The 23,724-nt window shown below is 57.4% G+C and carries 25 protein-coding genes and 1 pseudogene; 9 read left to right on the plus strand and 17 right to left on the minus strand.

What is annotated here, in order from left to right; all coding sequences use genetic code 11:
* The first annotated feature begins 128 nt into the window (after positions 1 to 128).
* Positions 129 to 1,373 carry a tryptophan permease gene (gene mtr, locus BN3796_RS04015; protein ID WP_061707102.1) on the plus strand — a complete coding sequence of 415 codons (1,245 nt, stop codon included), beginning with the start codon at positions 129 to 131 and terminating at the stop codon, positions 1,371 to 1,373.
* Between the two features lie 133 nt (positions 1,374 to 1,506).
* Here the strand turns inward: mtr and BN3796_RS04020 are convergent, their stop codons facing one another.
* The 3 genes from BN3796_RS04020 to ubiU all read right to left on the minus strand — a co-directional run bounded on the left by BN3796_RS04020 (position 1,507) and on the right by ubiU (position 4,614).
* Positions 1,507 to 2,514 carry a luciferase-like monooxygenase gene (locus BN3796_RS04020; protein WP_061707103.1) on the minus strand — a complete coding sequence of 336 codons (1,008 nt, stop codon included), beginning with the start codon at positions 2,512 to 2,514 and terminating at the stop codon, positions 1,507 to 1,509.
* 218 nt (positions 2,515 to 2,732) lie between these two features.
* Positions 2,733 to 3,611 (minus strand): U32 family peptidase, encoded by an 879-nt coding sequence (locus BN3796_RS04025; protein ID WP_061707104.1) that lies wholly within the window; start codon positions 3,609 to 3,611, stop codon positions 2,733 to 2,735.
* 7 nt (positions 3,612 to 3,618) lie between these two features.
* Entirely contained in the window at positions 3,619 to 4,614 is a 996-nt protein-coding gene (ubiU, locus tag BN3796_RS04030) for a ubiquinone anaerobic biosynthesis protein UbiU (RefSeq protein ID WP_061707105.1), read from the minus strand.
* Positions 4,615 to 4,834: 220 nt separating this feature from the next.
* On the opposite strand from ubiU, the gene ubiT reads away from it, so the two are divergent.
* Positions 4,835 to 5,359, plus strand: a complete 525-nt coding sequence (gene ubiT / locus BN3796_RS04035; protein ID WP_061707547.1) for a ubiquinone anaerobic biosynthesis accessory factor UbiT — start codon at positions 4,835 to 4,837, stop codon at positions 5,357 to 5,359.
* Entirely contained in the window at positions 5,353 to 5,856 is a 504-nt protein-coding gene (locus tag BN3796_RS04040) for a GNAT family N-acetyltransferase (protein WP_061707106.1), read from the plus strand. The genes ubiT and BN3796_RS04040 overlap by 7 nt, the downstream gene beginning before the upstream one ends.
* Here the strand turns inward: BN3796_RS04040 and BN3796_RS04045 are convergent.
* Positions 5,843 to 6,172: a GIY-YIG nuclease family protein gene (locus BN3796_RS04045; RefSeq protein ID WP_073885069.1), complete on the minus strand. Its 330-nt coding sequence runs from the start codon at positions 6,170 to 6,172 to the stop codon at positions 5,843 to 5,845. The genes BN3796_RS04040 and BN3796_RS04045 overlap by 14 nt on opposite strands.
* A gap of 14 nt (positions 6,173 to 6,186) precedes the next feature.
* On the opposite strand from BN3796_RS04045, the gene BN3796_RS04050 reads away from it, so the two are divergent.
* Entirely contained in the window at positions 6,187 to 6,621 is a 435-nt protein-coding gene (locus BN3796_RS04050) for a YhbP family protein (protein ID WP_061707108.1), read from the plus strand.
* Here the strand turns inward: BN3796_RS04050 and BN3796_RS04055 are convergent.
* Positions 6,601 to 7,119, minus strand: a complete 519-nt coding sequence (locus BN3796_RS04055; protein WP_061707109.1) for a type 1 glutamine amidotransferase domain-containing protein — start codon at positions 7,117 to 7,119, stop codon at positions 6,601 to 6,603. The two genes, BN3796_RS04050 and BN3796_RS04055, sit on opposite strands and share 21 nt — an antisense overlap.
* A gap of 130 nt (positions 7,120 to 7,249) precedes the next feature.
* Between BN3796_RS04055 and BN3796_RS04060 the strand changes: the two genes are divergently transcribed.
* On the plus strand, positions 7,250 to 7,894 hold the full coding sequence (locus BN3796_RS04060; RefSeq protein ID WP_061707110.1) for an NAD(P)H-binding protein: 645 nt from the start codon (positions 7,250 to 7,252) through the stop codon (positions 7,892 to 7,894).
* Between the two features lie 40 nt (positions 7,895 to 7,934).
* The gene (locus tag BN3796_RS04065; protein ID WP_061707111.1) at positions 7,935 to 8,972 is read left to right on the plus strand and encodes a permease; all 1,038 of its coding nucleotides are present in this window, start codon (positions 7,935 to 7,937) and stop codon (positions 8,970 to 8,972) included.
* Positions 8,973 to 9,020: 48 nt separating this feature from the next.
* Here BN3796_RS04065 and dolP read toward each other — a convergent pair whose 3' ends face one another.
* The 4 genes from dolP to BN3796_RS04085 are packed head-to-tail and all read right to left on the minus strand — an operon-like array spanning position 9,021 to position 12,736.
* Positions 9,021 to 9,596, minus strand: a complete 576-nt coding sequence (dolP, locus tag BN3796_RS04070; RefSeq protein WP_061707112.1) for a division/outer membrane stress-associated lipid-binding lipoprotein — start codon at positions 9,594 to 9,596, stop codon at positions 9,021 to 9,023.
* Between the two features lie 9 nt (positions 9,597 to 9,605).
* Positions 9,606 to 10,196 carry a DnaA initiator-associating protein DiaA gene (gene diaA, locus BN3796_RS04075; RefSeq protein WP_003861754.1) on the minus strand — a complete coding sequence of 197 codons (591 nt, stop codon included), beginning with the start codon at positions 10,194 to 10,196 and terminating at the stop codon, positions 9,606 to 9,608.
* Between the two features lie 21 nt (positions 10,197 to 10,217).
* Positions 10,218 to 10,613, minus strand: coding sequence for a YraN family protein (locus BN3796_RS04080; protein WP_061707113.1), 396 nt, complete (start codon positions 10,611 to 10,613; stop codon positions 10,218 to 10,220).
* Positions 10,571 to 12,736, minus strand: a complete 2,166-nt coding sequence (locus BN3796_RS04085) for a penicillin-binding protein activator (protein WP_061707114.1) — start codon at positions 12,734 to 12,736, stop codon at positions 10,571 to 10,573. Before BN3796_RS04085 ends, BN3796_RS04080 begins: the two co-directional genes overlap by 43 nt.
* Before the next feature lie 62 nt (positions 12,737 to 12,798).
* On the opposite strand from BN3796_RS04085, the gene rsmI reads away from it, so the two are divergent.
* Complete coding sequence (rsmI, locus tag BN3796_RS04090) at positions 12,799 to 13,662, plus strand: 16S rRNA (cytidine(1402)-2'-O)-methyltransferase (protein WP_061707115.1); 864 nt, start codon at positions 12,799 to 12,801, stop codon at positions 13,660 to 13,662.
* 10 nt (positions 13,663 to 13,672) lie between these two features.
* Positions 13,673 to 13,848, plus strand: a pseudogene (locus BN3796_RS21150) (Fic family protein); the annotation flags it as partial.
* Positions 13,849 to 13,923: 75 nt separating this feature from the next.
* Here the strand turns inward: BN3796_RS21150 and BN3796_RS04095 are convergent.
* The 8 genes from BN3796_RS04095 to garD all read right to left on the minus strand — a co-directional run bounded on the left by BN3796_RS04095 (position 13,924) and on the right by garD (position 21,978).
* Positions 13,924 to 14,697, minus strand: a complete 774-nt coding sequence (locus BN3796_RS04095; RefSeq protein WP_061707116.1) for a DeoR/GlpR family DNA-binding transcription regulator — start codon at positions 14,695 to 14,697, stop codon at positions 13,924 to 13,926.
* Between the two features lie 110 nt (positions 14,698 to 14,807).
* Positions 14,808 to 15,851: a galactitol-1-phosphate 5-dehydrogenase gene (gene gatD / locus BN3796_RS04100; protein WP_061707117.1), complete on the minus strand. Its 1,044-nt coding sequence runs from the start codon at positions 15,849 to 15,851 to the stop codon at positions 14,808 to 14,810.
* Positions 15,852 to 15,893: 42 nt separating this feature from the next.
* Positions 15,894 to 17,267, minus strand: a complete 1,374-nt coding sequence (locus tag BN3796_RS04105; protein ID WP_061707118.1) for a galactitol-specific PTS transporter subunit IIC — start codon at positions 17,265 to 17,267, stop codon at positions 15,894 to 15,896.
* A 4-nt stretch (positions 17,268 to 17,271) separates the two neighbouring features.
* Positions 17,272 to 17,556, minus strand: a complete 285-nt coding sequence (gene gatB, locus BN3796_RS04110) for a PTS galactitol transporter subunit IIB (protein WP_061707119.1) — start codon at positions 17,554 to 17,556, stop codon at positions 17,272 to 17,274.
* A 26-nt stretch (positions 17,557 to 17,582) separates the two neighbouring features.
* Positions 17,583 to 18,050 carry a PTS galactitol transporter subunit IIA gene (gene gatA, locus BN3796_RS04115; protein WP_061707120.1) on the minus strand — a complete coding sequence of 156 codons (468 nt, stop codon included), beginning with the start codon at positions 18,048 to 18,050 and terminating at the stop codon, positions 17,583 to 17,585.
* Between the two features lie 13 nt (positions 18,051 to 18,063).
* Positions 18,064 to 19,335 carry a tagatose-bisphosphate aldolase subunit GatZ gene (gatZ, locus tag BN3796_RS04120; RefSeq protein ID WP_061707548.1) on the minus strand — a complete coding sequence of 424 codons (1,272 nt, stop codon included), beginning with the start codon at positions 19,333 to 19,335 and terminating at the stop codon, positions 18,064 to 18,066.
* Positions 19,336 to 19,375: 40 nt separating this feature from the next.
* Positions 19,376 to 20,230, minus strand: coding sequence for a tagatose bisphosphate family class II aldolase (locus tag BN3796_RS04125; protein ID WP_061707121.1), 855 nt, complete (start codon positions 20,228 to 20,230; stop codon positions 19,376 to 19,378).
* A gap of 176 nt (positions 20,231 to 20,406) precedes the next feature.
* The gene (gene garD / locus BN3796_RS04130) at positions 20,407 to 21,978 is read right to left on the minus strand and encodes a galactarate dehydratase (RefSeq protein ID WP_061707122.1); all 1,572 of its coding nucleotides are present in this window, start codon (positions 21,976 to 21,978) and stop codon (positions 20,407 to 20,409) included.
* A gap of 397 nt (positions 21,979 to 22,375) precedes the next feature.
* On the opposite strand from garD, the gene BN3796_RS04135 reads away from it, so the two are divergent.
* Positions 22,376 to 23,710, plus strand: a complete 1,335-nt coding sequence (locus BN3796_RS04135; protein WP_061707123.1) for an MFS transporter — start codon at positions 22,376 to 22,378, stop codon at positions 23,708 to 23,710.
* Positions 23,711 to 23,724: the final 14 nt, after the last annotated feature.

The following is a 23,724-nucleotide window of genomic DNA, read 5'->3' on the forward strand; positions in this document are numbered from 1 at the left end:
ACGTAAAGTAAATGATACAGCCCCGATACTGGTTATCGGGGCTTTTTTTATTCCTTTTGTACTCCTGTACTGGTACAGTGTTTCGCAATGGATGGCGACACCACATTATTCACTGGAGAAAAGGCTGTATGGCGACACTAACCACCACAAAAATGTCACCTTCGCTGCTTGGCGGCGTGGTGATCATCGGCGGGACAATCATTGGTGCGGGTATGTTCTCCCTGCCGGTAGTGATGTCCGGCGCGTGGTTTTTCTGGTCGCTGGCGGCGCTGGTCTTTACCTGGTTCTGTATGCTCCACTCGGGGCTGATGATCCTTGAGGCCAACCTCAACTACCGCATTGGTTCGAGCTTTGACACTATCACCAGAGACCTGCTCGGCAAGGGCTGGAACCTGGTCAATGGCCTCTCCATCGCCTTCGTGCTCTATATCCTGACCTATGCCTATATCTCCGCGAGCGGTTCGATTCTGCATCATACCTTCTCGGAGATGTCGCTGAATGTACCCGCGCGGCTGGCGGGGCTCTGCTTTGCTCTGGGAGTGGCCTTTATCGTCTGGCTGAGCACCAAAGCGGTAAGCCGCATGACGGCCATCGTGCTGGGCGCCAAGGTGATCACCTTCTTTCTGACCTTCGGCAGCCTGCTGGGACATGTTACGCCAGCGACGCTGTTTAACGTCGCGGAGAGTCACGCCACCTATACCCCTTATCTGCTGATGACGCTGCCGTTCTGTCTGGCCTCGTTTGGCTATCACGGCAACGTGCCAAGCCTGATGAAGTACTACGGCAAAGATCCGCGCACCATTGTGAAATGTCTGGTGTACGGCACGCTGCTGGCGCTGGGGCTGTATGTGATCTGGCTGCTGGGAACGATGGGCAATATCCCGCGCCCGGACTTTATCGCCATTGCGCAGAAGGGCGGTAATATTGATGTGCTGGTGCAGGCGCTGAGCGGCGTGCTGAACAGCCGCAGCCTGGATCTGCTGCTGGTGATCTTCTCGAACTTCGCGGTCGCCAGCTCGTTCCTTGGCGTGACGCTGGGGCTGTTCGACTATCTGGCGGATCTGTTTGGTTTTGATGATTCGGCGTTCGGACGCCTGAAAACCGCGCTGCTGACCTTCCTGCCGCCGATTGTGGGCGGCCTGCTGTGGCCAAACGGCTTCCTGTACGCTATCGGCTATGCGGGCCTTGCGGCAACCATCTGGGCTGCGATTGTCCCGGCGCTGCTGGCGCGTAAATCACGCAAGCGCTTCGGCAGCCCGAAATTTCGCGTCTGGGGCGGCAGGCCGATGATTGCGCTGATCCTGGTTTTTGGCGTGGGGAATGCGGTTGTGCACGTGCTGTCGAGTTTTAATCTGTTGCCTGTTTATCAGTAATCGGGAAGGGATGCCCCTCACCCTAACCCTCTCCCCGCAGGGGAGAGGGGACAGTATGGCACCGCTTTTCGGCTTTTATCCCCCTCTCCCCGCTGGGGAGAGGGCCGGGGTGAGGGGAGCCACGAGCACGCATCTACCCCACCAACTCCTCTTTCACCTGCATCGCCAGATCAAACGAATGCAGACGTGCCTCGTGATCGAAAATCTGGCCGTTAACCATTATCTCGTCCGCCTGCGTCTCGCGCAGCACCGCTTCCAGACCGTGGCGCACCTTCGTCTTATCCCCCACCAGCGACATGCTCAGCGCCTGCTGCACGCCGTACTGCTCGGAGGCGGACCATAGCTGATGCATATTTTCTACCGGTGGCGGCAGCTGTCCGCTCTCGCCGCGGCGCAGCTTCACAAACGCCTGCTGCATGGAGGTGAAGAGAAACTCCGCATCCCGATCGCTGTCGGCGGCGATAATATTGATGCAGACCATCGCGTATGGCTTCTCCAGCCGTTCGGAAGGTTTAAAGTTGGTACGGTAGAGATGCAGCGCCTGGAACAGCATGTCTGGCGCAAAATGGGAGGCGAAGGCAAACGGCAGGCCGAGCTGTGCCGCGAGCTGGGCGCTGTAGAGACTCGAGCCTAACAGCCAGACCGGGATCTTCTCCCCGTAGCCCGGTACCGGGCGCACCAGCGGGGCAGGATCGCGCGCGTCAAACCAGTCCACCAGCTCCGCCACATCGCGCGGGAAGTTATCAATATCACCGCCCATATGGCGGCGCAGCGCCCGCATGGTGGGCTGATCGCTGCCCGGTGCGCGCCCCAGACCTAAATCAATACGTCCCGGGAAGAGAGTGTTAAGCGTACCGAACTGCTCGGCAATTACCAGCGGGGAGTGGTTTGGTAGCATCACGCCGCCGGAGCCAAGGTGCAGGGTGGTGGTATTTGCCGCCAGATAGCCAATCAGCACCGAGGTGGCGGCGCTGGCGATACCGACCATATTATGATGTTCCGCCAGCCAGTAGCGATGATAGCCGCGCTGTTCGGCGAGACGGGCAAGGGCGAGAGAGTGGGAAAAGGCCTCTTTAGCCGAGGAGCCCTGAGGGATCGGCGCCAGATCCAGCACCGAAAACGGAATCGATTTTTCAGTCATAACAGCTCACTTTGTTACCGGTTAATCTTTTCATACTGCATTAAAGATTAGCTAAAGCTGTTAACAAAGTGAGCTTTATCGTTGGCAGGGCTGCCTGCCGGTACAACTGCCGTAGGCAGGATAAACCATTTATGCCGCCATCCGGCGGGTATTGGCAGAATGCCGAAACCATGCCAGATGGTGCTGCGCTTATCAGTCCTGCAGGTGTGGCCTGTCGGTTAAGCTTGTAACGTTAGCCCCGCCACGCGCTTCCAGTAGCCGTTGCAGTCGTTATTGGCTGCCAGCGGCAGCGGCGCGTCGCCATTCTCATTGGCGCGGAAGGCATCGATCATGGTGAGCGTCTCTGTGCCTAAAGGTGACAGTCGCACCATATCGACCAGCCCCTGCATCGACGCCAGTTCGTTGCCGAGGTTATAGACATAGCCGCTCATGGTCTGAATGCCGTTAAGCACGAACACCTGCTGATTCTCCTGCGACAGCATGTTGCGCCCGTTCGGGTATTTAATGCAGCAGGTTTCGCACTCATCTTTCGGCCGGTTTTCCGAGCGTGCGGTAAAGCAGCGAGCGGAATAAGCGAGCGGCAGATGGCCGTAGCTCAGCACTTCCACCTCAAACTGGTTGCGGATCCCTAGCTCGTCGCACTGCGCCAGCAGATTCGCCAGCCAGTCCCGGGAGAGCTCCACCGGCATACACCAGCGCGTCATCCCCTGTTTCAGCAGCAGGCGCAGGGTGACGGCGTTATAGCAGTTAAGCGCGTGGCCGGCGACAAACGGCAGTTTGCGTTCGGCGCACATGTTTACCACGCCAAGATCGCTCGCCTCCAGCAGAAACTCGCCGTTATCCACGAAGCGCTTCAGTTCGTTCAGCTCCGATGAGGCCTGAACCAGCGCCAGGGTGGAGAGCACCACCTGCTTGCCGCTGGCTGCCAGGCTTTTTGCCATATCGAGCCAGTCGCCCGCTTTAGTGGCGCGGCGCTTGCTGCATACCGCCTCGCCAAGGTAGATCACATCGGCGCTGCTCGTCGCCGCCTGCTGATAAAATGTTTCCAGCGTCTCTTTTGGCCAGTAGTAAAGTACCGGCCCCAATGAATATTTCATGATGTTCTCACTGCCATTTACGGTGGTAGGCGCCAAGCGTCGTCTGGGTGCCTTCGGACATTGCGCCGAGGGTCTCCATCCATGCCGGTTGCGGAGCATAGTTTTGCGGATCGGCCATGCAGCGGTCGATCGCCTGCCGCCAGACCTTCGCCACCTGGCTGACATAGGCCGGGCTGCGCTGACGTCCTTCGATTTTGACCGAAGCGATATTCGCCGCGAGCAGCTCGGGCAGCAGCTCCAGGGTGTTCAGGCTGGTGGGCTCTTCCAGAGCGTGATAGCGTGCGCCATCTACCAGATAGCGGCCTTTGCACAGCGTCGGGTAGCCCGCGTTTTCTCCGTCCTGATAGCGGTCGATCAGCACGTCGTTCAGACGCGACTCCAGCCCCTGCGGGGTCTGCTGCCAGCGCACAAAGCGGGCCGGGGAGCAGGCGCCCACGGTATTGGGCGATTCACCGGTTAAATAGGAGGAGAGGTAGCAGCGGCCTTCAGCCATGATGCACAGGCTGCCGAAGGCAAAGACCTCCAGCGGCACAGGCGTGACGCGCGCCAGCTGCTTAACCTGATGGATGGAGAGGACACGGGGTAGCACAACCCGGGACACGTCAAAGTGGCGATGGTAAAACCGCACGGCTTCTTCATTGGTGGCGGATGCCTGAACAGAGACATGGCGCTCAATATGCGGATAGCGAGATGCGGCATACTCCAGCATGGCAAGGTCGGCCAGAATCAGCGCGTCGGCCCCAAGCTGTGCCGCCATATCGACGGCGCGTTGCCAGCGGGCGTAACCGTCCGGATGCGCAAAGGTGTTGATAGCGATATGTAGCTTACGGCGGTGCTGGTGAACGAAGGTGACGGCCTCCTGAAGCTTTTTCTCCGTAAAGTTAAGACCAGCAAAATGGCGGGCGTTAGTATCATCTTTCAGCCCGATATAGACCGCATCGGCGCCGTTTTCGATGGCCGCCTTAAGCGCCGGAAGGTTTCCGGCTGGGCAGAGCAGCTCCATAGTATTTCCTGACGTTCGCCGCCCCGGGGGGCGCATAATTGTTAACGAACGAAGATTTTAATTAACCTGCATGCGACAATTTTTGATTTCAGGCAGTTAATGGCGTATTGATGACACCAATATTGGGCAAGGTCTGATGCCGGTTTGTTGATTTATGCCGCTATCACATCGGCAGGATATGGCAAAATGGCAGAACTATAGCTATCAGGGAGTAATGCTCGTGCTGGATAAACTGCGTTCACGTCTCGTACAATTTGGCCCGTCAATGTTAAGCGTGCCGGTTAAGCTGGCGCCCTTTGCGCTCAAGCGTCAGGTGCTGGAGCAGGTTTTACACTGGCAGTTCCGGCAGGCGCTGGAAGAGGGCGAACTCGAGTTTCTGAAAGGCCGCTGGCTGAGTATTCACGTGCGCGATATCGGGCTGCGCTGGTATACCTCCGTGGAAGAGGATCGCCTGATTGTCCGTGAATTTGCCGAGGCCGACGTGAGCTTCAGCGCCGATGCCAGCGATCTGCTGATGATCGCCGCCCGCAAGCAGGACCCGGATACGCTCTTTTTCCAGCGCCGTCTGGTGATCGAAGGCGATACCGAGTTGGGCCTGTACGTCAAAAATTTGATGGATGCCATTGAACTGGATCAGATGCCGAAGCCGCTGCGCGCGGTGCTGATGCAAATGGCTGATTTCGTTGAGGCGGGGTTAAAAACATCGCCGGATACTAAACATAATTCTGTAGGTGAGCCATGCTGATTCGAGTCGAAATAGGCATTGATGCCCCCGGCATTGATGCGCTGCTGCGCCGTTCTTTTCCTGGCGAAGCCGAAGCCCAACTGGTGCACGACCTTCGTGAGGATGGTCTGATTACCCTGGGCCTGGTCGCCACTGATGATGAAGGTCAGGTGGTGGGCTACGTGGCGTTTAGTCCTGTCTCCGTCCACGGCGAAGAGTTGCAGTGGGTGGGGATGGCGCCGCTGGCGGTAGATGAAAATTACCGCGGACAAGGTCTGGCGCGTCAGCTGGTCTATGAAGGGCTGGATTCGCTTAACGAATTTGGCTACGCGGCGGTGGTCGCGCTGGGCGATCCCGCTTTCTACAGCCGTTTAGGGTTTGAGCAGGCTGCGCACTACGACCTGCACTGCCGCTGGCCGGGTACGGAGACGGCATTCCAGGTGCATCGCCTGGCGGACGATGCGCTGAACGGCGTATGCGGGCTCGTGGAGTATCACGATCATTTCAATCGGTTTTGAGCAGGCGCTCGCGTAGCGCCTCAAAAGACCCATCCCCGGCGACGAGGCGCTCTTTCTGAGGCTTCGTCAGCTGTTTCACGCGGTACTCCAGCTTTAGCGCCAGTGAGCGTTCACCAACCGGTGCGGAAAAGGCCAGGGTCAGCGTCCCCTTACCCCGCAGCGCCTTTGCCCCTTTTCCTGTCTGATGCTCGACGAAACGCCGGGCCACGTCGGTAGTTATACCGGTATAGAGCGCATTGTCAGCTGTACGGACAAGATAGAGAAACCAGCACACGGTAGCGAGAGTCGTTATGGTAAGGTGAGTGCACCTTAGCATGGGAGGGAAGCAAAATGGAAACACTCGCAGCCATTAACCGCTGGCTGGCGAAACAGCATGTCGTCACCTGGTGCGTCAGTTGTGATGGGGAGCTCTGGTGCGCCAACGCCTTTTATTACTACGATCCGGTTCGCGTGGCCTTTTACGTCATGAGCGACGAAAAAACGCGTCACTCACAGATGACCGGCGAACGTACCCATGTAGCGGGCACCGTTAACGGGCAGCCAAAAACCGTCGCGCTGATCCGCGGCGTGCAGTTTAAAGGTGAGATCCGGCGTCTGGAGGGGGAGGAAAGCGACGCGATACGTAAGCACTATCTTCGCCGCTTTCCGGTTGCCGTGGCGCTGTCAGCCCCGCTGTGGGAAATCCGTCCCGATGAACTTAAGTTCACCGACAACACCCTCGGCTTTGGTAAAAAGCTCTGCTGGTTACGCGCCGAGCAGGCGTAACGCCTCGCGATTAAAGGCGGGCAGGTCGTCAGGAGTACGGCTGGTCACGATCTGATCGTTATCTACCACCACTTCCTGATCGTGGAACTCCGCGCCGGCGTTTTTCAGATCGATAACGATCGGTTTGACGGCGGTAAGCTTACGCCCGCGTACCACTTCGGCGCTGATCAGCAGCTGTGGACCGTGGCAAATGGCAAAGACCGGCTTGCCGCTCGCGACAAAATCCCGGGTAAAAGTTACAAAACGCTCGTCACCGCGCAGCGCATCTGGTGAATGGCCGCCGGGCAGCAGCAGGGCGTCAAATTCCGCCGGACGTACCTCGTCAATGGTTTTGTCGATGGTCACGCTGGCTTCGCCCTTATGGCCTTTCACGGTTTTACCCGCCTCTTTTTCAATAGTAATCACCTCGTGTCCCGCTTTGCGGAACGCCTCGGCGGGCGAGGTAAATTCTGAATCTTCAAACTCGTCGGTGATCAAGACTGCAATTTTCTTGCTCATACTTCCTCCGTTGTTATCTCTTCAGACAGATAATTCTCCCGTTCTGGTAAATAATTACCTGATGCAGACTATTAAGTGTGGTTGAGCAGGCTGAAATCGCAAACGGACAATTCCGCAAAGGGGAGAGATGATGAGTCAGGTGTTAATCACAGGCGCCACCGGGCTGGTGGGCAACCACTTGCTGCGGATGCTAATCCCTTCGGGTAAAGTGAACTATATCGCTGCTCCCACCCGTCGCCCGCTGGGAGGGATCGACGGCGTCTTTAATCCTCACGATCCGCAGCTGACCGATGCGCTGGCGATGGTGAAAGATCCTATTGATATCGCTTTCTGCTGTCTGGGGACCACCCGGCGCGAAGCGGGCAGTAAAGAGGCTTTTATTCATGCTGATTACACGCTGGTGGTGGATACCGCTCTTACCGCCAGGAAGCTGGGCGCTAAACATTTTCTGGTGGTGAGTGCGATGGGCGCCAGCGAAAGCTCCCATTTTTTCTACAACAAAGTGAAAGGGAAAATGGAGGCGGCGTTGATCGCGCAGAGGTGGGAACGGTTAACGATTGTCCGCCCTTCCATGCTGCTGGGCGATCGTGAAAAGCACCGTTTCAGCGAATCTCTTTTTGCCCCACTGTTCCAGCTTCTGCCGGGGAACTGGAAATCGATCGAGGCACGGGACGTGGCGCGCGCCATGATGAAAGAGGCTTTTTCTCCTTCCCGGGAGGGGGTGACGATTATCCCATCGGCAAAACTGCGTGAAATTGCCAGGGGCGAGGCGTAATATCCGGGGGCAAAATTCACTCAATTCCCCGGGATAGGTTATGGCTGGTCAGTCTTCATCTCAGGCGGCGCCCCACGTTCAGTGGTGGAAACCCGCGCTTTTTCTGCTCGTTGTTCTTGTTGGTCTCTGGTATGTGAAGTGGCAGCCCTACTATGGCAAAGCCTTCACCGCCGCCGAAACGCACAGTATCGGCAAATCGATTCTTGCTAACGGCGATCCCAGCCCGCTTAAGGCGGCCTGGGATTACGCGATGGTTTACTTTCTCGCCGTCTGGAAAGCGGCCGTGCTGGGGGTATTGCTGGGCTCGCTTATTCAGGTGCTGATCCCGCGCGACTGGTTGATGCGCACCCTCGGACAGCCACGCTTCCAGGGAACGCTGCTGGGGACGATCTTCTCTCTGCCCGGAATGATGTGCACCTGCTGCGCGGCGCCGGTCGCCGCCGGCATGCGCCGCCAGCGCGTGTCGATGGGTGGCGCGCTGGCGTTCTGGATGGGCAACCCGCTGCTCAACCCGGCCACGCTGGTCTTTATGGGCTTTGTGCTCGGCTGGCATTTTGCGCTGATCAGGCTGGTGGCCGGGCTGCTCACCGTGCTGGTGGTCGCCTCGCTGGTGCAGTATCTGGTGAAAGAGCGCGATCTGCCTGCTGCCACGGTTGAAACAAGCGCCGTTGAGCCGCAGGGGAGTTTTATGGCCCGCTGGAGCCGGGCGCTGTGGCAGCTTTTCTGGAGCACTATCCCGGTCTACATCCTGGCAGTACTGGCGCTGGGGGCCGCGCGCGTCTGGCTCTTCCCTCATGCGGATGGCGCCATTGACAACACCCTGCTGTGGGTGGTGGCGATGGCGATTGCCGGCTGCCTGTTTGTGATCCCGACCGCCGCCGAGATCCCGATTGTGCAGACGATGATGCTGGCAGGGATGGGCACCGCCCCCGCGCTGGCGCTGTTGATTACCTTGCCTGCGGTCAGCCTGCCGTCGCTGATTATGCTGCACAAAGCTTTCCCGGCGAAAGCCCTGTGGCTTACCGGCGCGCTGGTGGCGTTAAGTGGGGTGATAGTGGGAAGTATTGCGCTGCTTTAACGTTGACGGGCAGTTCCCTCTCCCCGCAGGGAGAGGGTTAACGACTGTTTATTTAATATAGGTAAACGCCGTCGTCACGTGCTTCACGCCGCTGACGCGGCTGGCGATATCCGCCGCGGCTTTACCTTCGCGGTCGGTTACCAGACCCAGCAGGAACACCTCGCCATTTTCCGTGGTGACCTTCACGTTTGAGGATTTCACCTGGTCGCTGCCGAGAAGCTGCGAGCGTACTTTAGTGGTGATCCAGGTATCTGACGACGCGGTGCCGAGGCTAATCGGCTGACCCTGGCGGATCTCGTTAAACACCTCGGTGGCACCCTCTACACCCATAGCGATCTGCTTCGCGCGGGAGGCGAGATCCGGGTTCGGCGCCTGGCCGACCAGCAGCACTTTGCCCTGATAGGCGGTGACGTTAATACGCGCCTCTTTCTTGATTTGCTCGTCTTTCGACAGAGCGCTATTGACGCGCAGCTCCAGCGTGCCGTCATCAACCTGCGTTCCAACAGTGCGCGGATCGGTCGCCGCCTTGGTGCCGACCGCGGCGGTGCCAACGACGGCCGCCGCGACGCATCCCTGAAGCAGCAGCGCAGAAATAAGGACTGCGAGGGGCGAAAAGGCCTTCATGTGTACTCCTTAATCATCCTGGTGAGGGAAAAGCGTGTTATCGATCAGATCGCAAAGGCAGTTCACCGTCAGCATATGCATCTCCTGAATGCGCGCGCTGCGATGAGAGGGAATACGAATTTCCACATCCTGCGGCCCTAACAGACCCGCCAGCTCGCCGCCGTCATAGCCGGTTAACGCCACGATAGTCATATCGCGGGTGACGGCGGCTTCAACGGCCTTGACGATGTCGCGGCTGTTACCACGTGTGGAAATCGCCAGCAGAACATCGCCCGCATGGCCCAGCGCCCGCACCTGTTTAGCGTAAATCTCATCGTGCAGGCGATCGTTTGCAATCGCCGTTAAGACCACGTTATCCGTATTAAGTGCGATCGCCGGCAGGCTTGGACGTTCAGTTTCAAAGCGGTTAATCATACTGGCAGCAAAATGCTGTGCGTTGGCGGCGGAGGTACCATTGCCACAACAGAGGATTTTGTTGCCGTTAAGCAGGGACTGTACCAGCGTCATCGCTGCGCGGGAAATGGCATCCGGCAGCGCTTCCGCTGCTGCAATCTGGGTCTGAATGCTTTCCGTAAAGCAAACCTTAATTCTTTCGAGCACGATATCCCTTTGAAATCTTAATTATGCATCTTCGCCGAAGGCGTTTTTGTACCATTCAACGTCGTTTCCGGTGAAGGCTACCACATCGAATCGGCAATCCACAGTATCAAAACTCCCATTATGGCGGGTAAGCCACAAGAGGGCAGTCTGTAATAATTTATGTTGTTTGGCGGCCGTCACGCTGGCCGCCGCGCCGCCGAAACGCGACGAGCGGCGGTAGCGCACTTCGATAAACACCGTGGTGCGACCCTCTTTCATAATCAGGTCGATTTCGCCGCCGCGCCCACGGACGTTGGCGGCGATAAAACGCAGTCCCTTGCCTTCCAGCCAGCGACGCGCTTTTAACTCCCACGCCTCGCCGGCCTGCTTAGGGCTTAACTGGCCGGGACAATCTCTCCCTGCTGGTATTTGAGCCACGATAACTTCCTGTTAATGACGCAATTTTCGTTAGCGGTGAGGTCCCCGGTATTGCCGTTCAGCTCAAAGCCAGGCACCTGGCGCATCTGGGTGAAGTGATTAGCCAACGCCCACGCATCGACGCCCATGGCATACAGACGCGCCAGCGAGTAGTCGTTATTGACCGTGCTCAGTGCCTGCTGCATCAGGGAGGGGCTGCTGCCCGCCAGCATCGGAATTTCGCTGTACTGTAGCCCGTCCATCTCCAGACGGAAGTCCGGTCCGGCGGTACCCTGGGCGCTGCGCGAGCTGGCGTAGAGCGTTGTCGCGCTCTGGCTACCGTTGCGCATGGCGATCATCGGCTTGATAAAGGCGATCTCTTCCGGCGTGGCGACGATGTAGGCGGCATCGACGTTACCGCCGCCGCTGATTTGCGCCTCGCTCGGCGGCGCAGGAATGGTCAGGTCACCGATGGTGACAGCCTCCTGCTGCGGCAGGCTGGCGGCGATGGGGCTGCCGGTAAGGGCAATACCCGCGCCGCCATTTACGCCCGCTCTCAGTTCAGAAGCGGAACCAAACTTCTGCGCCAGTACGACCCCCCCGCCCAGGCGCTTCCATTCGTCGGCAAAAGCGTTAGCGACACGATCGCCAAAGGAACTGCGCGGGATCAGCAACAGCGGAGCCTGTTTACCCTGATCGTGGATATGACGCGCCGCATCGCGGGCCTCATCCTCCGGGGAGAGGGCAAAATAGCAGATATTCGCCCGGTTCTGCACCTGCTCCGGCTGGTTAAGCGCCAGCACGTTTAGCGAGGTGTTGCTTTTCATCAGCGCTTCTACGTTATTTTTCAGCAGCGGGCCGACCACAATGCTGGCGCCATCCTGCTGCACCTGCGCCAGTATCTGATCGAGCGGCTGAGCGCTGGTGTCATAGATCTTCAGCTCGGCGCCCGGGCTGGCGGCGGTAACTGCCTGTGCAGGCGCTACGGACGGCTGGGAGGGCGCTGGCGTTACGGCATCGCCTGGCTGCGTCGCTGGCGCTGGCGCGGCAGGAGCGGTAGCCTCCGCTGGAGCAGCTGGAGCAGCTGGAGCAGCTGGAGCAGCTGGAGCAGCTGGAGCAGCAGCAGGCGGTGTGGTTGGGGCAGTAACCGGATTCTGGCGAGTCCCTTCCGGCGACTGGGCGGTCGTCAGATCGGCGGTTTCTGCGGCCGAGGGGCTTACCACGTCGTTGACGTTAGCCGCCTGCGCGGCCTGCTCCGGCACGGCGCTACCCGCGACGGCGGCGGTGCCGTTTTTCGCCGCTTCAAAGCCCTGGCGGATAGTACGGCCAAAGACCGCAGCCTGGCCATTTAGCGGCAGAAGTAGCGCGATTCTGGCTGTCGAGGCTGGCTTAAAGTTTTGCACGTTCGCCAGCTGCGACGGCAGCATCTTCGCTCCGGGGTTTTGCGGATAACGGGTGCGCCAGTCGCTAATCCCCGCCTTCAGCATCGCCGGATCGTTGCGGTTGTTGAACCACATCTGTTGAAGATCGATCCAGCCCTGCAGTACGTTTTCGTCGGCGTTAATGACCAGCGCCTGCGCTTGCGCCTGGGTCATGCCAGAGAGGGCCTGCCAGGTGGCGTCGATATTTTTCTGTTTCTCCGCGCCGCTCAGCAGCGGCTCCTGGGCAACCAGGGCGCGCAGCAGCGTCAGGGAAGGGCGACCCTGTTCAGCGGTAATACCCGCCTGCCAGAATCGCGCCTGCTGGTTTTTATCCAGCGCGCTGAGATCGATATCCCCAAGGGCTTTTTTGGCGCCAGCATAATCTTTCTGCGCAATTTTCAGCTCGGCATCCAGCAGCGACCGTTCACGCCGCTGGGTGTCGGTGAGATCCTGAGGTAGCTGGTTAAACAGCTCAGAAGCCTGCTGGGTTTTGCCCTCCTGGATGAGTGCACGAATGGCGAGTAATTGCCAGTTGATCCTGGTATCATCGGAACTCTGCGACATCTGTTGCAGATAAAAGCCCGAATCAGCCTGTGCCGACCCCTGCATATGGGCTGTGCTTTGGTCGGGCGCCTGGGTGCCGCAGCCGGCGAAAATCAGGGCTGCCAGCACAAGGGGAAGGCTGCGCGTGGCTTTTTTTCGTAGAAACGTTAAGGGTACCATACTGTATCCAGTGATATTTTTTACGCAATGCTCAATATTAAATCGGCAATACGGACGAAACAATGAAACAACACGAAACGGCAGAGAATTCTCAGGGCCAGCTTTATATTGTACCTACTCCTATCGGGAATTTGTCTGATATTACCCAACGTGCGCTTACCGTATTGCAAGAGGTTGATTTAATTGCCGCTGAAGATACCCGCCACACCGGTCTGCTGCTTCAGCATTTCGCTATTAACGCCCGTCTTTTCGCCCTGCACGATCACAATGAGCAACAAAAAGCCGAAACGCTGGTGGCGAAGCTAAAAGAAGGAGTGAACATCGCGCTGGTTTCCGATGCGGGTACGCCGCTGATCAACGATCCGGGCTATCATCTGGTGCGCACCTGCCGTGAAGCGGGCATCCGCGTGGTGCCGCTGCCGGGGCCGTGTGCTGCGATTGCCGCATTAAGCGCGGCGGGGCTGCCGTCCGATCGTTTCTGCTACGAAGGTTTTCTGCCCGCCAAATCGAAAGGCCGTCGCGACGTGCTTAAAGAACTGGAAGCGGAGCCGCGCACGCTTATTTTCTATGAATCCACGCACCGCCTGCTGGAAAGTCTGGAAGATATGGTGACCGTCTGGGGACCCTCCCGCTACGTGGTGCTGGCGCGCGAGCTGACCAAAACCTGGGAAACCATCCATGGTGCGCCGGTGGGCGAACTGCTGGCCTGGGTCAAGGAAGATGAGAACCGCCGTAAGGGGGAGATGGTGCTAATTGTCGAAGGCCATAAGGCGGAAGATGACGCGTTACCTGCCGATGCCCTGCGTACCCTGGCGCTGCTGCAGGCGGAACTGCCGCTCAAAAAAGCCGCCGCGCTTGCTGCCGAAATCCACGGCGTGAAGAAAAACGCCCTGTATAAGCACGCGCTGGAGCAGCAGGGGGAGTAAGAGACAGAAGCCGCTACCAGGCACCTTTCATCTCCAGCAGGCACGTTATTACCAGATTTTAGGGCAGTCGGGTTTATGCTGCAAAATATGGCCGATGCGCTGCGGGAAGGGATTCACGCGTCGTCTGTAGTGTCAGAATATATGTCGGAAGAAATGTCGGAAAAGGAAAACGCTCTTCTTGCGCTTACCCGGCCTGCAAATTACGAAAGCCAGGGGCATGCCCGATAAGCGAAGCGCTATCGGGCGATTTGAGCCAGGCAGTTAAACAACAATCAGCTCAACCGGCGTTTGATGGAGCGCTTTCCTGTCTTTCTCGACGATCCCGTCATCCGTAATCACGCAATCAATCTTCTCCATCGGCAGTACCTGGTTAAACCCACGACGGTTGAATTTGCTGGCATCCAGCACGGCGATCACTTTATGTGCGGCAGCCGCCATCACGCTGCTGATGGAGTAACCTTCATTGAAGGTGGTAATACCGTTGGTCGCGTCGATACCATCCGCGCCGACGAACATCAGGTCTGCGCTTATTCCGGTAAGCGAGCGCTCGGCGATGGTGCCATGCATGGAGTGGGTTTTGTGACGTACCGTACCGCCGCACACCACCAGCGTAATGTCTTTGTTTTCGGCGAGGGCGAATGCCGCAGGCAGACTGTTGGTGATGACCGTGATATTGGCTCTTTTGGTCAGCGCTTCGGCAATCAGCATGGTCGTGCTACCGCTGTCCAGGATGATGGTCATTCCTTCTTCAATCATCGCCACCGCGGCCTGGGCGATACGTTTTTTCGGGTCGCTGGCGAGCTGGTAACGATCTTCCAGCGTCACCTCCTGGTTTTCACTTTCCGCAAGGTTGCTGCCGGGCTTTGCCGCGCCGCCGTGAAAGCGTGTGACTAACCCCTTTTCCTCCAGCAGGCGCAGATCGGTGCGAATTGTCACTTCAGAGATACCAAACAAATTCGAAAGGTCCAGCACCATTGCGCTGCCCTGTGCGTTGACCAGGTCAACGATTTTATTTCTTCGCTCAAAAGAGTTCATATTGATTAGCCTGACAATTAACTGCCCCTATTCTAATCGAAGGTAAGCGAAAGAGGTAAGGCAATATTCGAAAGTAACTGTGAGCCAGCTCAGGTTGCTGGCTCGTAAAGTTAATCGAGGCGCAGCAATATCTTACCCTGCATGGGAGCGCCCTTCAGCGCCTGAACGGCGCGGGCAAAACTGTCGCAGTCTCCCGTATGGGCGATTAACGGGGAGAGTGTAAATTTCTTCTGTGCCAGCAGGCGGGTGGCGGTTTCCCACTCTTCGCCCGGCCACGGCGCGGAGTAATTCATCCAGCTGCCGAGCAGCGTTAGCTCTTTACGCAGGATCTGGCCGAAGGTGGCCGCGGGGAGGTGCAGGTCATGATGTAGCGTTCCCACCAGCGCCAGCTGCGCGCGGGGACCGGCGATAGTGATGGCCAGCGCGACGGTCTGCGGTGTTCCCGCCGTTTCTAACACCAACTGATCGAAGCGGCTCTCTTCCAGCATAGCGGCCATCTGCGCCACGTCTGACGTTTTGCTGTTAAGTATCCGCGTGGCTCCCAGCCTTTTTGCCAGCGTGAGTCGTTCGTCGTTGATATCGATTGCCGTGACGCTGCGGGCGCCCAGCGCGAGCGCCGACTGCATCGCCAGCAGCCCGATGGTACCTGCGCCGACGATTACCACGTTTTTGTCAGTACACCCTCCGGCGAGATGGAACGCATGCAGCCCGACAGTAATCGGTTCGATAAATGCCCCGTCCGTAATGGTCATTTCCGCTGGCAGGCGGAACAGGTTGGCGCGTTTTACCACGATAAATTCCGCATTGCCGCCATCGCTGCGGGAACCGACAAACTGATAGCGCTTGCAGAGTGAATAAAAGCCTTTTTCACACTCCGGGCAGGAAAAGCAGGGAAGTAGCGGAACGCACGCCACGGCGTCGCCGGGGCGGAGATCGGTCACATCCGCGCCGCAGGCTTCAACGTAGCCGCTAAATTCATGACCGAGCGTGATGGGGTAATAATGCGCGCCGTTGTTAAAAATTCGCGGGATATCCGAGCCGCACAGCCCGGAACAGACGACGCGCACCTGCACATCATCTGCGGCCTGGATCTGAGGAACAGGACGTTCTTCAACGCGCACGCTGCCTTCAGCGTGAATAACCACTGATTTCATTTTAGACTCCAGAGAAAGAAGGGGAGCCTGGCTCCCCTGTTGTCAGGAAAGAGGCTGGCTTTGCTGCGTGACGGCCAGTTTTTCTGCCGCCACAAAAGTGCGCGCCCGGCGCCAGGTGAGCAGGACGCCCGTAACGTAGATGGCGGCAATGACGATAAAGCCGACAACGTTTTGCCAGGTGAACAGCTCAATCAGCAGCCAGGTCACCGGGGAACCTCCCTGGTCCATGGAAGCGACCAGGCCACCCGCCTTCAGCGCGCCGGCATTCTGCGCAAGCTGGGTATGCAGCCCGATTGTCTGGGTCGCTATCCACAGCGTCATTCCCATAATGATGACCCCGGAAATCAGCGTGCGGAACAGGTTACCCTGATGCACCGCGACCGCCATCGCCACAAAGAAGCCGATGGTGGCAAGGTCGCCAAAGGGCAGCACCTTGTTGCCCGGCACCAGGACGGCAATCAGAATGGTTAAGGGGATAAAAATCAGGCTGGCGGAGACCACCGCGGTATGACCAAGCAGCAGCGCCGGATCAAGACCGATTAAAAACTCCTGGCCGCCAAATTTAGCCTGCAGGCGTTTACGCGCCTGTTTTGCGATTGGCGTCAGGCCATCCATGATCGGTTTGATGACGCGCGGCATAAGGAGCATGACCGCAGCGGTTTTCACCGCAAGCTGCAGGACGCCTTTGGCGTCGTAACCCGCCAGCAGGCCGATAACCAGACCCATAATAAAGCCGACGGTAACCGGTTCGCCGAATGGACCGAAGCGTTTTTGCACGTCGTCAGCGCTGAAATGGATACGGTTCAGGCCCGGAATTTTTTCGATAATCGTATCGACAAGCACCGCCACGGGGCCAAGGTAGGCGGAGGATCCGTGCGGAATAGCGATCCCCTCCAGGCCAAAAAATTCGCGGGTATCTTTAGCAAACCAGTCGCCCAGCTTATAGACGAAGGCGGCATGAACGACGACGCCCAGAATGCCGATCCAGTAAGAGCCGGTGGCCAGATGGAGCATCGCCCCGGTAAAGGTCATATGCCAGATATTCCAGATATCGACATTCACCACCCGTGTCGTCCGGGTGATCAGCATGACGATGTTCACCCCGATGGCAACGGGAATGGCGACCAGCGCAATCTGCGACGCCCAGGTCATGGGGGAGGAGCCCGGCCAGCCGACGTCAACCACCTGAAGGTTAATCTGGAACTGTTCCGCCATCGCTTTCGCTGCCGGACCGATGGAGTCGAGCATCAGGCCGATCACCAGCCCAATCCCGACGAAGCCAATGCCGATGTGCAGCCCTGACTTAAAGCAATCGCCCAGCTTCATCCCCAGCAACTTTGAGAAAATAATGATGACGATGGGCAGCATTACGGTAGGTCCCAGATCGAGGATATACCGCATGATTTCGGTAAACATAGCGTTATCCCTCGAGAATGGTCAGGATTTTTTGCTGCAGGGCTTCGATACCCACGCCCGAAACAAAGGGCATGCCATGTACGACGGGGATATCACCAAAGGCGCGATCGACCTTAGCGGTGGTGCAGATCAGGTCGGCACCATCCATATAGGTCTCAATTTCCGTCACCCGGCACTGCACGAGGTCGAGATCGATGTGGTGCGTTTCACACAGCTCTTTAATCTCTTCTGCCGCCATCGTGGAGGTAGCAACGGCTCCGCCGCAGGCGACAATCACTTTACGTTTCATAGGGTACTCCTGTTATTATCAGTGACTTAGATGGCTTGAGCGTAAGACTCCGGCTCAAGGATCGTATCCCGGAAGTACGCGGCAAGTTGGTCGTCAGGTACGGACAGCAGCGTTTCCAGCGTATGGGGGTTTTGCAGCTCACTAAACAGGCGGCGCAGGAGTTTGAGTTGTGCCGCCGGGTTTTCAACAATCAGCGCGATAATGAGTGAAACGGCAATCTCCTTATCATCATCAGCCTGCTGAAAATTCACCGGTTTAACCGGGCGAATAAGATAAATTGCCGGCGATCTGGCGTGTATCGCTTCACAGTGGGGGATCGCCACCGCATGCTGTTCAAGCGCGATGCCTGTAGGATAAACAAGCTCTCTTTCAGCCAGAGCGGCGGGGTAGGAGGCGTGTACAACGCCTCTTGCCAGCATCTCCTCGCCGATATGGGCCAAAGCCTGATGGCGGTTATCAAATGCAATGCCAGTACGGACAAAAAGTTGACTCATAAAAACTCCGGTATCAGCGGTTTTCAGGGGCGCAGCCGTAGCGGTAGGCGCGCAGCACATCCTGTATTTTGTCGAGAATGAGATTACGGGGCGTAGCGGCGATCTCATTTGCCGACAAACGTTCAAACTGAACGGGCATAAATTGACTGATAAGGCCCAGTGGCAGAGTGACGTCGCTGAGGTTCGCGATGAGCTTTTCCACCCCCTGGCGAATGCGCGGGTGCGGCCAGTAGTAGCGGATGCGATCGGAAAGGCTAAAGTGGATATCCACCATGGCCTGGCTCCAGGTCGGGTGATAATACTTCTTCCAGTATTCCGGCTCGTTCAGCATCACTTCGTCAATCACCTCCAGCACGTGGCTGCGGCTCTCTGGCGAAACCAGCTCATTTTCCATCTGCGCGAGGGCAAAAATGGCTTCCCGGAGCGCGAAGGTGAGCGCCGGGCCGACCTTCAGAATGGCGAAATGGTCCCGCACCAGCTCGCGATAGGCCTGGCGAGACTGGTAATCGGTTGAGTGCGCCTCGTAGACCATTGGCGTCTGGCAGATCCAGCGGGAGAGCGCCTCTGCGGCCTGCGGCTGGTAATGGATGATTTGGGTGTGATCGAACTCCACGCCCGGCTGAACCACGATAGCGATAACGCGCGTCATGGCCTCCTCAAGCCCCAGCGCCGTAAACGCCACGCGATGGGTTTCGAGCGTTAGCGCGGCATCTTCCACGCGGGTAACGTGAACGTGATGAATACTGCTGGCTTCCCCGCCCGGGACAGGCACCTCGGTACCAATTACATAAGTTAACGCCGCTTTTTGTTCAGGGGTGGCGGTCTCTTCGGCTGCCTGGCACAGGCGGGCGGCGCGCTCGGCGACGACGGCTGGAGCCAGCGGCACAGGATCGTCGGCGCAGGACATGGAGGCGTCCAGATGAATTTTGGTGAAGCCGGCGGCGACATACGCTTTGATCAGCGCGACCGCTTTCGTCATCGCCGTTTCCGCTGGTTCGTTTTGCCAGCAGTTCGGCCCCAGATGGTCGCCGCCGAGGATAAGACGATCTGCGGGAAAGCCAATCTGTTCGGCAATGTTCAGCACGAAATCGCGAAAATCAGCGGGTTTCATACCGGTATAGCCGCCGAACTGATTAACCTGGTTTGATGTCGCCTCAATCAACACCTTGTTTTGGGTATGCAGATCGAATCGCAGCGCCGCTTCAATGACCAGCGGGTGCGCCGAGCAGACAGAACAGATACCGATATGCTCTCCCGCCTTATGGCGGGCAATAATATTCTTCACCTTTTCCTCCAGGTTATCGTGAAACGCTGAGATATGATTTTTAAAGCTTTCCTTCACAGCCACAGTCCGCGATGACTTTGCGCACTACCTCTTTCATGGCGGCTTTCGCGGGCACCATATAGTGGCGCGGATCGCTGGCGTCAGGATGCGAGGCAAAATAGGTTTTCAGGGCGTCAGAGAAGGCGATTTTTAATTCAGTAGCGACGTTGACCTTGCAGATGCCAGAGCGGATCGCCCTGCTGATATCGGCGCCAGAGAGCCCCGACGCGCCATGTAAAACAAGCGGAATATCGACCTGCTGGCGGATCTGCGCCAGGCGGTCAAAGTCGAGGACCGGCGCTGCGGTATAGAGCCCGTGAGCGGTTCCAATGGCGACCGCCAGGGAGTCGATGCCGGTCAGGGCGACAAATTCCCGCGCCTGCTGCGGGCTGGTGTAGAGCGCATCTTTGCCATCAACCACCAAATCATCTTCCTGACCGCCCAGACGCCCCAGCTCGGCCTCCACGCTGACATCATAACGGTGGCAGTAATCGGTCACTTTTTTCACCAGCGCGACGTTGTCGGCGAAAGCGAGGTGGGAGCCGTCGATCATGGCGGAGCGCACGCCAGCCTTCACTTTTTGTTTGATATCGTCGAATGACTCGTGATGATCGAGATGAATAGCCAGCGGATGGTTCCAGGTTTTCGCCAGATCTCCTGCGATCGCCACAATATTGCCTGTTCCGGCATAGCTAAAGGTGCCGGCCGTGCCCGCCACAATGAGCGGAGCATGCAGCCCGGCGGAGGTTTCGACCACCACCTGTAGTGTTTCAAGATTATGAACATTGAATGCCGGGACGGCGTAACCTTCGCGCTGCGCTTTCTGTAACATCGCTTTGGTTGAAATGATGTACATCTCCCCTCCGAAACCTTTCGTTTTGTTGTTGCGAAAGAATCTATATGCTTTCGTAACGTTTTTTTGTGATTGAGCTCTGAAAAACGAAAGTTTCGAAAGGAAAAATAAGTAAGCGAAAGTTTGAAGGGTAAAAAAAAGCATGGCCGAAGCCATGCTCTAAAAAGGGGGAAGAACGATCAGGTCACCGGCGCCGGGTTAAACACCGCCAGCTGGTTATGTAATCCCCATTGATCGGAGAAGGTTTTCTTGCGTCCGCTCGCCACGTCGAGAATGAAGTGGAACAGCTTCCAGCCCACATCCTCTATGCTTTCTTCGCCCGTGGCGATGGTGCCTGCGTTGATATCCATTAAGTCGTACCAGCGGTTTGCCAGCTCGGTACGGGTCGCCATCTTGATCACCGGCACTGCCATCAGGCCATACGGCGTACCGCGCCCGGTGGTAAAGACCTGCACCGTAATGCCGGAAGCGACCTGCTGCGTGCCGCAGACGAAATCGCTGGCAGGCGTAGCGGCGTAAATCAGGCCGCGTTTTGTCGGGCGCTGACCCGGGGAGAGCACCTCCACAATCGCGCTTTTGCCCGATTTGGCAATGGAACCGAGCGCTTTTTCCACCACGTTCGCCAGGCCGCCTTTTTTATTGCCGGGGGAGGGGTTGGCGCTGCGGTCGGTTTTGCCCATGTCGAGATAGTTATCGTACCAGGCCATCTCCTCCAGTAGCCGTTTACCGACCTCTTCATTGATGGCGCGGGGGGTCAACAGATGAATCGCGTCGCGTACTTCCGTCACCTCAGAGAACATCACCGTGGCGCCGCAGCGGACCAGCAGATCCGACGCATATCCCACCGCCGGGTTAGCGGTGACGCCAGAGAAGGCGTCGCTGCCGCCGCACTGCATACCCACCACCAGCTCAGAGGCGGGGCAGGTTTCGCGCTGGCGCCGATTCAGCTTCTCGAGATGACGTCTGGCCACCTGGAGAATGTCATCCACCATCGACTTAAAGCCCACATGATGTTCATCCTGCAGGCGCACAATGCTGGCCTCCTCCACCGGAATGACCTGCACATCGTCTGTCCCCTGCAGAAGACGCTCCGGCTGCAGTTTTTCACAGCCCAGGCCAATGACCATCACTTCACCGCCAAAGTTGGGGTTAAGGGCGATGTTGTGAATGGTACGGATAGGGACAACTGCCGCCGGCGCGTTAATGGCGACGCCGCAGCCGTAGAGGTGGTTCAGCCCCACCACGCCGTCGACGTTCGGGTAGTCGGGCAGCAGGTCGCGCTCGATAAGTTTGACCACGTAATCGACCACGCCCGCCACGCAGTGGACGCTAGTGGTAATGCCGAGCAGGTTCTTGGTGCCGACGCTGCCGTCCGCGTTGCGGTAGCCTTCAAAGGTATAGCCCTCCAGCGGCGGCAGCGGCTCCGGCACGCGGGTGGCCAGCGGCAGGGTATTAAGCGGCGGCGCTTTCGGCAGCTCTACCAGCGACTCGTCAATCCAGCTGCCCTGGGGGATATCGCGCACCGCATAGCCGATCACTTCGCCATAGCGAACGATCTCGCCATGCGCCGGGATATCCGTCAGCGCCACTTTGTGCCCTTGCGGAATATGTTCAATCAGCGTCACCCCGTCAGGGAAACGCGTACCGGCGGTCAGGCCATTGTCGTTAACAATAATCGCCACATTATCGGTATCGTGCACCTTAATATAAAATGGCGTCGGTGACGTTTGTCGAATTTCGATATCGGCCATTGTCCAGTATTCTCCAGCGAAATGAGATCATAAATTCGTAAAAAAGTATTCCCGGTTTTTTATTTTTAAAATAAAACTCCGCTTAGTGATATAAAGAATGTCAGGTGTTAGCAGGGAAAAATGTGACGTCGATCACCTCTTTTGCCGCGCCCCATACGGCGTAAGCGGGTAAAGCGTAAATCTGTGTATCAGCGCCCACTGCGTTGTGCAGATGTACAAGATAAGTTGATCCAGACAGGTTATTATTGAGCTTTATCACAATGTGGCGGGCGGGCAGGATGCTTATAATAATTCAAGTTTTGGTGCATAATCGTAATCGTCTGCAATTAATAAAGTCAAAAGCACCTCTTGTTTAAAAATAATAAAAATACGCTGATGTTTTCCTGAGGACATATTTATGATGCTGGATACTGCTGTTGAATCCAAAAAGGGAATTGCAACCCGTTATCTTATATTGCTGGTGATATTTATTATTACCGCCGTGAATTATGCCGACCGCGCGACGCTCTCTATCGCCGGGACTGAGGTTGCCAAAGAGCTGCATCTCAGCGCGGTATCTATCGGCTACATCTTCTCCGCCTTCGGCTGGGCCTATCTGCTGATGCAGATCCCCGGCGGCTGGCTGCTCGACAAGTTTGGCTCGAAGAAAGTCTACGCCTTCAGCCTCTTTTTCTGGTCACTTTTCACCTTTCTGCAGGGGTTTGTCGGCTTTTTCCCGCTGGCATGGGCGGGTATCTCTATGTTCTGCATGCGCTTTATGCTGGGCTTCTCCGAAGCGCCCTCCTTTCCGGCAAATGCGCGCATCGTTGCCGCATGGTTTCCCACCAAAGAGCGCGGCACCGCATCGGCGCTTTTTAACGCGGCGCAATATTTCTCTCTCGCGCTCTTCTCGCCGCTGCTGGGCTGGCTGACCTTCGCCTGGGGCTGGGAGCACGTCTTTACCGTCATGGGGATCATCGGTTTCGCTTTAACCGCGGTGTGGGTGAAATTTATCCATAACCCGACCGACCATCCGCGGATGTCCGCCGAGGAGCTGAAATTTATCTCCGAAGGGGGCGCGGTGGTCGATATGGATCATAAAAAACCCGGCGACCAGGCTGCCAAAGGGCCGAAGCTTAACTACATCAAACAGCTGCTTACCAACCGCATGATGCTGGGCGTCTTTTTCGGCCAGTACTTTATCAACACCATCACCTGGTTCTTCCTCACCTGGTTTCCTATCTATCTGGTGCAGGAGAAGGGGATGTCGATTCTGAAAGTGGGGCTGGCCGCCTCTATCCCGGCGCTGTGCGGCTTTGCGGGCGGTGTGCTGGGGGGCGTCTTCTCCGATCATCTGATAAAGCGTGGCACCTCCACCACCCTGGCGCGTAAGCTGCCCATCGTGCTCGGGATGCTGCTGGCTTCCACCATTATCCTGTGCAACTACACCGATAACACCGTGCTGGTGGTGGCGCTGATGGCGCTGGCCTTTTTCGGCAAGGGCTTTGGCGCGCTGGGCTGGCCCGTTATCTCCGATACGGCGCCGAGAGAGATTATCGGCCTGTGCGGCGGTGTTTTTAACGTATTCGGCAACGTCGCCTCTATCGTCACGCCGCTGGTTATTGGCTATCTGGTGAGCGAGCTGCACTCATTTAACGCGGCGCTGATCTTTGTTGGCTGTTCAGCGCTAATGGCAATGGTGTGCTACCTCTTCGTGGTAGGCGACATCAAACGTATGGAATTGCAGAAATAAGCAAAGGTAACAGT

It is taken from the genome of Pseudenterobacter timonensis (assembly GCF_900021175.1).
Classification (GTDB): domain Bacteria; phylum Pseudomonadota; class Gammaproteobacteria; order Enterobacterales; family Enterobacteriaceae; genus Enterobacter; species Enterobacter timonensis.

What these genes read in the sequence shown, in the direction of transcription:
- BN3796_RS04050 (WP_061707108.1), top strand. Translation starts at nt 6,187, where the DNA reads ATGGAAACACTCGCAGCCATTAACCGCTGGCTGGCGAAACAGCATGTC.
- gatD (WP_061707117.1), bottom strand. Translation starts at nt 15,851, where the DNA reads ATGAAATCAGTGGTTATTCACGCTGAAGGCAGCGTGCGCGTTGAAGAA.
- BN3796_RS04020 (WP_061707103.1), bottom strand. Translation starts at nt 2,514, where the DNA reads ATGACTGAAAAATCGATTCCGTTTTCGGTGCTGGATCTGGCGCCGATC.
- BN3796_RS04125 (WP_061707121.1), bottom strand. Translation starts at nt 20,230, where the DNA reads ATGTACATCATTTCAACCAAAGCGATGTTACAGAAAGCGCAGCGCGAA.
- BN3796_RS04065 (WP_061707111.1), top strand. Translation starts at nt 7,935, where the DNA reads ATGGCTGGTCAGTCTTCATCTCAGGCGGCGCCCCACGTTCAGTGGTGG.
- ubiU (WP_061707105.1), bottom strand. Translation starts at nt 4,614, where the DNA reads ATGGAGCTGCTCTGCCCAGCCGGAAACCTTCCGGCGCTTAAGGCGGCC.
- dolP (WP_061707112.1), bottom strand. Translation starts at nt 9,596, where the DNA reads ATGAAGGCCTTTTCGCCCCTCGCAGTCCTTATTTCTGCGCTGCTGCTT.
- BN3796_RS04055 (WP_061707109.1), bottom strand. Translation starts at nt 7,119, where the DNA reads ATGAGCAAGAAAATTGCAGTCTTGATCACCGACGAGTTTGAAGATTCA.
- gatB (WP_061707119.1), bottom strand. Translation starts at nt 17,556, where the DNA reads ATGAAACGTAAAGTGATTGTCGCCTGCGGCGGAGCCGTTGCTACCTCC.
- BN3796_RS04135 (WP_061707123.1), top strand. Translation starts at nt 22,376, where the DNA reads ATGATGCTGGATACTGCTGTTGAATCCAAAAAGGGAATTGCAACCCGT.
- BN3796_RS04040 (WP_061707106.1), top strand. Translation starts at nt 5,353, where the DNA reads ATGCTGATTCGAGTCGAAATAGGCATTGATGCCCCCGGCATTGATGCG.
- BN3796_RS04045 (WP_073885069.1), bottom strand. Translation starts at nt 6,172, where the DNA reads ATGCTAAGGTGCACTCACCTTACCATAACGACTCTCGCTACCGTGTGC.
- BN3796_RS04095 (WP_061707116.1), bottom strand. Translation starts at nt 14,697, where the DNA reads ATGAACTCTTTTGAGCGAAGAAATAAAATCGTTGACCTGGTCAACGCA.
- BN3796_RS04025 (WP_061707104.1), bottom strand. Translation starts at nt 3,611, where the DNA reads ATGAAATATTCATTGGGGCCGGTACTTTACTACTGGCCAAAAGAGACG.
- rsmI (WP_061707115.1), top strand. Translation starts at nt 12,799, where the DNA reads ATGAAACAACACGAAACGGCAGAGAATTCTCAGGGCCAGCTTTATATT.
- garD (WP_061707122.1), bottom strand. Translation starts at nt 21,978, where the DNA reads ATGGCCGATATCGAAATTCGACAAACGTCACCGACGCCATTTTATATT.
- BN3796_RS04085 (WP_061707114.1), bottom strand. Translation starts at nt 12,736, where the DNA reads ATGGTACCCTTAACGTTTCTACGAAAAAAAGCCACGCGCAGCCTTCCC.
- BN3796_RS04060 (WP_061707110.1), top strand. Translation starts at nt 7,250, where the DNA reads ATGAGTCAGGTGTTAATCACAGGCGCCACCGGGCTGGTGGGCAACCAC.
- mtr (WP_061707102.1), top strand. Translation starts at nt 129, where the DNA reads ATGGCGACACTAACCACCACAAAAATGTCACCTTCGCTGCTTGGCGGC.
- gatA (WP_061707120.1), bottom strand. Translation starts at nt 18,050, where the DNA reads ATGAGTCAACTTTTTGTCCGTACTGGCATTGCATTTGATAACCGCCAT.
- BN3796_RS04105 (WP_061707118.1), bottom strand. Translation starts at nt 17,267, where the DNA reads ATGTTTACCGAAATCATGCGGTATATCCTCGATCTGGGACCTACCGTA.